This is a genomic window from Vallitalea sediminicola (assembly GCF_054408565.1).
The window spans coordinates 1-224 of sequence record NZ_BTPT01000278.1; the positions used below are offsets into that span (position 1 = coordinate 1).

1 protein-coding gene is annotated in these 224 nt (G+C 27.2%); it reads left to right on the forward strand.

Annotation, left to right across the window (positions count from 1 at the left end; genetic code table 11):
* On the forward strand, window positions 1–224 hold a 224-nt coding region (locus ACX6CF_RS26740), incomplete at both ends, for a hypothetical protein (RefSeq protein WP_458788419.1).

The window sequence follows — 224 nt, forward strand, 5'->3', positions numbered from 1 at the left end:
ATTGAACTTAGATGAAAATAGTAGAGAAAAAAGATCTGTAGTTGAAGATTCTGGTCTATATATTATTTCTTTTGAAGGACCAATTGAAGATTACATGAAAAACGATATAACAAAATTGGGTGCAGAACTTATTGAATATATCCCAGATTTCGCATTTCTATCAAGAATAAAATCTAGTACAATTTCTGATGTTTCACTATTACCTTACAATTTTATTGATGTAA